Source organism: Microvirga tunisiensis, from assembly GCF_009296175.1.
Taxonomy (GTDB): domain Bacteria; phylum Pseudomonadota; class Alphaproteobacteria; order Rhizobiales; family Beijerinckiaceae; genus Microvirga; species Microvirga tunisiensis.
Genome location: NZ_VOSK01000349.1, coordinates 1 through 6041, shown reverse-complemented (window position 1 = coordinate 6041; position 6041 = coordinate 1). Strand labels below are relative to the sequence as shown.

At 61.6% G+C, this 6041-nt stretch carries 5 protein-coding genes; 1 reads left to right on the top strand and 4 read right to left on the bottom strand.

Going from position 1 to position 6041, the window contains the following annotated elements; translation table 11 throughout:
* Positions 1-140: 140 nt before the first annotated feature.
* The 4 genes from FS320_RS36255 to purB form a co-directional block, all read right to left on the bottom strand.
* Positions 141-722: a Spy/CpxP family protein refolding chaperone gene (locus FS320_RS36255; protein WP_152717189.1), complete on the bottom strand. Its 582-nt coding sequence runs from the start codon at positions 720-722 to the stop codon at positions 141-143.
* A gap of 188 nt (positions 723-910) precedes the next feature.
* Complete coding sequence (locus FS320_RS36250; RefSeq protein WP_152717188.1) at positions 911-1462, bottom strand: RBBP9/YdeN family alpha/beta hydrolase; 552 nt, start codon at positions 1460-1462, stop codon at positions 911-913.
* 31 nt (positions 1463-1493) lie between these two features.
* A complete protein-coding gene (locus FS320_RS36245; protein WP_152717190.1) occupies positions 1494-2747 on the bottom strand; it encodes a cyclopropane fatty acid synthase in 1254 nt (417 codons plus the stop codon).
* A 185-nt stretch (positions 2748-2932) separates the two neighbouring features.
* Positions 2933-4246: an adenylosuccinate lyase gene (purB, locus tag FS320_RS36240; protein WP_152717187.1), complete on the bottom strand. Its 1314-nt coding sequence runs from the start codon at positions 4244-4246 to the stop codon at positions 2933-2935.
* Positions 4247-4552: 306 nt separating this feature from the next.
* On the opposite strand from purB, the gene FS320_RS36235 reads away from it, so the two are divergent.
* On the top strand, positions 4553-5791 hold the full coding sequence (locus FS320_RS36235) for a tyrosine-type recombinase/integrase (protein ID WP_152717186.1): 1239 nt from the start codon (positions 4553-4555) through the stop codon (positions 5789-5791).
* The last annotated feature ends 250 nt before the right edge of the window (positions 5792-6041 follow it).

Genomic DNA, 6041 nt, shown 5'->3' with positions numbered 1-6041 from the left:
TCAGAGGCCTCGGCCTCGCCTCTGTCCACGTCCAGCCAGTCGAGTAATCCGACGAACCGCCGTATACGGACCCGTATGTACGGTGGTGTGGGAGGGGTGGAACCGCGAGGCTCCCCCCTATCCCGATTTGCTGTCGGATGTTACTGCTGCTGCACGGGGCCGCGGGGCCCGCCCTGATGCATCCCCATGCGATGATGGTCGCGGCCGTGGCCGCGGCGCCCGCCGCGGTCATTCCAGCGTGGGCCGTCGAAATCGACAGCCTCACGCAGGAGGCGCGGCGCAATCCGCTTCTGGTCTTCGCTGAAGGTGTTCCAGAGCGGGCGCAGGGCGGTGGTGACGGCGGCCGAGCGCTGCGCGCCCTCGGTCCTCATGGTGCTACGCTGCTCGAGGCGCTGCATGAAATCCACGGACTGGCGCTGTTCGCGGGTCGGGCGCTGCTCGAAGCTGGAGAAGCGCTCGGTGGCGGAGGTGCGGATGGCGGTCTCCACGGGTGTCCAGAGACGCTCCTGATCGGCGGAAAGCTTCAGGCCGGCCTTGATCGAGGCGATGCGGGCATCGACGAGCCGGTTGAAATCGTCCTGGCTCATGCGGGGACGGCGGTCCTGGCGCCCTTGATCCTGGGAGGCCGCCGGCGCATCCGGAGCAGGTGTCTGCTGCGCGAGGGCATAGGTGCCCGTGCCGGCCAGCAGAGCGGCAAGGGCGATGGTGGCAATGGTCTTCATGCGAATATCCTCCGTGGTGGCGATAGGATTAGATTGCTCCGATCCTGCTCTCACTCAGGTGACTGGCGCATGAACTTTTCGTCCTGTGGAAAAGGTATTCGAAGAACCCTTCCGGCCCGCTGACACCGTCATTTCGGGGCGAGCGTCAGCGAGGCCAAGCATGACGGTGGAAAGGACGCGGCGGCGCCTCAGAGCCGCTTCAGGAACCCTGCGAAGCGCATCAGCCCCTCAGGCCAGGGACCATGGCCGCTTTCCGTGTTGAGGTGGCCCGCATCGCCCGCATCCACGATGGCGGAGCCCCAGGCATAGGCGATGTCTTCCGCCTTGGCATAGTCACAATGAGGATCGGTCCGGCTGGCGATGAGAATGGAAGGGAAGTGGAAAGGCTCGCGCGGGATCGGCGCAAAGGCCCGGTCGATGGCCGGGATGAAGTCGGGCCTCTCCACGTCCGGCACGCTGACCAGGAAGGCGCCCCGGACCTTGCCGCCTGCGAGCTGCGGCGCCGCATGGGCGATGGCCAGCACGCCGAGGCTGTGGCCGACGAGCACGACGGGCTTCTTGGCCCGCTCCACGTCGCGCACGATGCGCTCGACCCAGGCGTCCTTGTTGGGAGCGTCCCAGTTCTCCTGCTCGACGCGCCAAGCAGTCGAGAGCTGGCGCTCCCATCGGCTCTGCCAATGGTCTTCGCCGGAATTCGTGTGGCCTGGAACGATGAGGATGTCGCAATCGGAAGTTTTCATGCCTCGGAGATAAAGACCCATCCCGACGGGTTCAAGCGCTCCGCTTCAACTCCATATTCTGCTCCGCCTCCTTCAGGGCGGTCTCCCGCTCCGCGATATAATCGCGGGTCAGGGGCACAACATCGTTGCGCTGGGCGAGCTGGAGCTGGAACACCACCGCATCCTGCCAGCGGAACGCGGATTCGGACATGGCAAGGTAGCATTCCCACATCCGGCAGAAGCGCTCGTCGTAGAGGCGCAGTATCTCCTCACGGTGAGCCATGAAGCGCTCGCGCCAGGCCTTCAGGGTGTAGGCATAGTGCAGGCGCAGGATCTCGATATCCGTCACCATCAGTCCCGCGCGCTCGATGGCGGGCATTATCTCCGAAAGCACGGGCAGGTGCCCGCCGGGGAAGATGTACTTGGTGATCCAGGGATTGGTCGGATAGGGCGTGCCCGATCGCCCGATGGTGTGGAGGAGCATGACTCCGTCCGCCTTCAGGAGGTTCCGGCAGGTCTGGAAATAAGCGTCATAGGAAGACACGCCCACATGCTCGAACATGCCGACCGAGACGATCCGGTCGAACGAGCCCTTCGTGAGGCGATAGTCCTGAAGCTCGAACTGCACCCGATCCTGAAGGCAGGCCGTGGCGGATCGCTTGCGCGAAACCTCCAACTGTTCCTCCGAGAGCGTGACGCCCTTGACCGAGCCTGCTCCGGCAACCTGAGCGAGATAGAGCCCCATACCGCCCCAGCCCGAGCCGATGTCCAGGATGCTCTGGCCTGGATCAACCATCAATTTGGCCGCGATGTGCCGCTTCTTGGCCATCTGGGCCCCTTCGAGGCTCACATCCGGATCGTCGAAATAGGCGCAGGAATACTGTCGGTCGCTGTCGAGGAAGAGGGAATAAAGCCGACCGTCGAGATCGTAATGGTGGGCGACGTTGCGCTTGGACCGGGCCGCATTGTTCTCGGCACGGCGCATCATCTTGGCGCGGATCTTGCGCAGGCGATGGAGAGGGAGCTCGTCGAGTTCCCCGTGGGTATCCTGGAGAAGGAGCTGGAGCAGGTCGAGGATGGTGCCGTTCTCGATGACGAGGCGACCCTCCACGAACAATTCACCGAGCTTCAGTTCCGGATGAAGGCAGAGCGCCATCTGGGCCGGGGCGTCCGTGAAGCGGATCGATACCTGGGGTTCAGTCCCGTCTCCGAAGGTGAAACGCCGGCCACCGGCCGTCGTCATCTCCAGGGAGCCGTGTTTCACGGCCCGCGTGAATGCAAGATCGAGAAGCTTCTCCGACAGCATGGCAACAATCCCCGCGCCGTTGATCTCCCAGCGCATCGGACGGAAAAGTGGCCCCGGTTTTCCGCATTGGACGATGCGCTCTTCAAGAGAGGCATCGGAACCGATCCCAAAAGTGGATTCCACTTTTGGGTCCGATGCCCTGCCAGGGATTCTTGCTCATTGTGGAAAAATTTCCAGCCCCCCAGCTATGCGCCGCTCGCGCCGAAGACCCGCGCGAAGATCGTATCCACATGCTTGTAGTGGTAGCCGAGGTCGAAGCAGGCCGCGATCTCGTCCGCCGGCAGGTACTTCGTCACGTCGGCATCGTTCTTCAGAAGGGTGAGGAAGTCGCCTTCACCGCGCCAGACCGGCATGGCATTGCGCTGGACGAGCCGATAGGCGTCCTCGCGGGAGGCGCCCTTTTGGGTCAGCGCCAGAAGAACCCGCTGCGAGTGAACGAGACCGCCGAGGCGGTCCAGGTTCTTCTGCATGTTCTCCGGATAGACCACGAGCTTGTCGATCACGTTGGTGAGGCGGGCGAGCGCGAAGTCCAGGGTCACGGTCGCGTCGGGGCCGATCATGCGCTCGACGGAGGAGTGGGAGATGTCCCGCTCGTGCCAGAGGGCCACGTTCTCCATGGCCGGCATGGCATAGGCCCGGACCATGCGGGCAAGTCCCGTCAGGTTTTCGGTGAGCACCGGATTGCGCTTGTGCGGCATGGCGGACGAGCCCTTCTGGCCCGCCGAGAAGAACTCTTCCGCCTCCAGAACTTCGCTGCGCTGCAGGTGGCGCACTTCCGTGGCCAGCCGCTCGATGGAGGAAGCGATGACGCCGAGCGTTGCGAAATACATGGCGTGCCGGTCACGCGGAATGACCTGGGTCGAGACCGGCTCGACGGACAGGCCCATCTGCTCGGCCACATATTCTTCGACGCCGGGGTCGATATTGGCGAAGGTTCCGACGGCGCCGGAGATGGCGCAGGTGGAGATCTCCCGCTGCGCCTCGATCAGCCGGACCTTGCAGCGCTCGAACTCCGCATAGGCCTGGGCAAGCTTGAGGCCGAAGGTGGTGGGCTCGGCGTGAATTCCGTGGGAGCGGCCGATGGTCGGCGTCATCTTGTGCTCGAAGGCGCGGCGCTTGATGGCGGCGAGGAGCTCGTCGAGATCACGCAGCAGAAGGTCCGAGGCGCGGGCGAGCTGCACGTTGAAGGTGGTGTCGAGCACGTCCGAGGAGGTCATGCCCTGATGGACGAAGCGCGCCTCGGGACCAACGATCTCGGCCAGATGGGTGAGGAAGGCGATGACGTCATGCTTCACCTCGCGCTCGATGGCGTCGATCCGCTCCACGTCGAAGGTGGCCTTGGAGCCCTTCTCCCAGACCGTCTCCGCTGCCTCCTTGGGCACGACGCCGAGATTGGCGAGTGCCGTGGTGGCATGGGCTTCGATCTCGAACCAGATGCGGAACTTGGTTTCCGGCGACCAGATGGCCACCATCTCGGGACGGCTGTAACGGGGGACCATTAAAAGACTCCTTGGCTCGGTTCGCGACGTTCACTCAAGTCATTCAAAACGTTGGTGAAACCGTGCGTAGACGTTGTTGGATGAAACGGTCTGGGAACGGTCCCGAGACGTTTCCGTGATGGCTATTTGATGGCTGGCGGAAAGGCAAGGATGGAGCATCCTCAGCGTATGGATGCGCCATCCTCGAAATCTCCGTAAGTGTCTGAAGCATCATGGGTTCTCTCGCTGATCACCAAAAACACCCGCCTACCGTCAATTCCAGCTTCGAAATCAGGGTGTTGGCATAGGTAGGTCGGGAAACGCGATATGGCTCCTCCTTTGAAGCGGAAGCTCAGGCTCTCGGATGCGATTATGAGAAAACTCCCCGTAGGCCGAAGTTGGGACACTGACATCGGCGGCTTCGGGGCCAAGGTCTACACGACTGGGAAGGTGCAATTCATTCTGAGATACCGCTCTCGCGATAAGCGGCAGCGTGAGTTTCGAATCGGTCAGTTTGGGGTGATCAATACGGATGAGGCTCGCCGGAAGGCACGGGTACTGCTCGGGCGCATCAGTGAAGGTCATGATCCAGCTTGGGAGCGGAAAGTTGAACTGGCATCCGCAACTTTGTTTAACGAAGTGATCGACCGTTACCTTGTCTGGGCTCAGGGGCATCATAAGGAAAGTTCGTTCAAGGAAGTCAGCCGGTTCGGTCGTCTCCATATACGTCGCCATTTCGGGGACGTTTTGGTGTCAGACCTGACAAGGGGACAGGTGCAACGGGTTTATGATCGACTTCGGCAAGCGCCGCATGTGCGGGCAAAGATCATCCAATGGTCCCGAGCGATATGGGCGTGGGCGGAAAAGCGAGACCTTGTTGGGGATAGTCGAAATCCATTCGTGATCGTAATCAGTGTGAGGAAGCCGCGACGGGATCGCGTGCTATCCTCCGAGGAGTACCAGCGCCTCTGGGCAGCACTCGAACGCCACCGCTATCGGGGCGTAATTCCAAACGTTTCTCTCTGGGCCATCGAGTTCTTGATGTTATCCCCGTTGCGGAAGACCGAAGCATTCCGTCTCCGGTGGGAAAACGTGGACTTCGTGCAGCGGGTGATCCGGGTTGTCGAGCACAAGACCGACCGGCACGATGGTGTTCTGGATGTCTTTATGAGCGATGCGCTCGAACAGCTACTCCGAACAATTCCTCGCTGTTGCGACTGGGTGTTTCCTCGACCTGACGCTCGTGATGGACACATCGCGAGCGTCGATAAGGGTTGGCTCACCATCCGCAAGGAGGCGGGGCTACACGAGGGCAGAGACCGCGTAACGCTTCACGATCTTCGCCGAAGCTGGAATAGCGTAGGGGCGAAGCTGGGTTATGGTCCTGAAGCCATGGGAAGAGTGCTCGGCAATTCAGCCCGTGTAAACGAGGTCCATTACTGGCATCTCGCAGCGGATTTGAAACGCGAGATCACTGCGCGGGTGGCTGAAACAGTAGCTGGGTTTCGCCAAAAGGGGGAAATTCCTGTTCCGCATCCAGATTTGGACCGCACGCCCTTGGCGTGACGGGTAACACCCTGATTTCGAAGCTGGAATTGACGGTAGGCGGGTGTTTTTGGTGATCAGCGAGAGAACCCATGATGCTTCAGACACTTACGGAGATTTCGAGTAACATTGGCAAAAGTCCGGGCTGAGCTGGCGGGTCGGGGTTCCGGCGCAGCGACAATTCTGATTCAATCCCCTGCATGTCACCGGCCCCGGATCTTGATGGCCTGTCGAACGCCGATCTGAAGCGGTTGGTGCTGGAGCTGTTGGG

Excerpts from the sequence above, each read along its gene's own strand:
- FS320_RS36255 (WP_152717189.1), bottom strand. The coding sequence starts at position 722 with ATGAAGACCATTGCCACCATCGCCCTTGCCGCTCTGCTGGCCGGCACG.
- FS320_RS36250 (WP_152717188.1), bottom strand. The coding sequence starts at position 1,462 with ATGAAAACTTCCGATTGCGACATCCTCATCGTTCCAGGCCACACGAAT.
- FS320_RS36245 (WP_152717190.1), bottom strand. The coding sequence starts at position 2,747 with ATGCTGTCGGAGAAGCTTCTCGATCTTGCATTCACGCGGGCCGTGAAA.
- purB (WP_152717187.1), bottom strand. The coding sequence starts at position 4,246 with ATGGTCCCCCGTTACAGCCGTCCCGAGATGGTGGCCATCTGGTCGCCG.
- FS320_RS36235 (WP_152717186.1), top strand. The coding sequence starts at position 4,553 with ATGGCTCCTCCTTTGAAGCGGAAGCTCAGGCTCTCGGATGCGATTATG.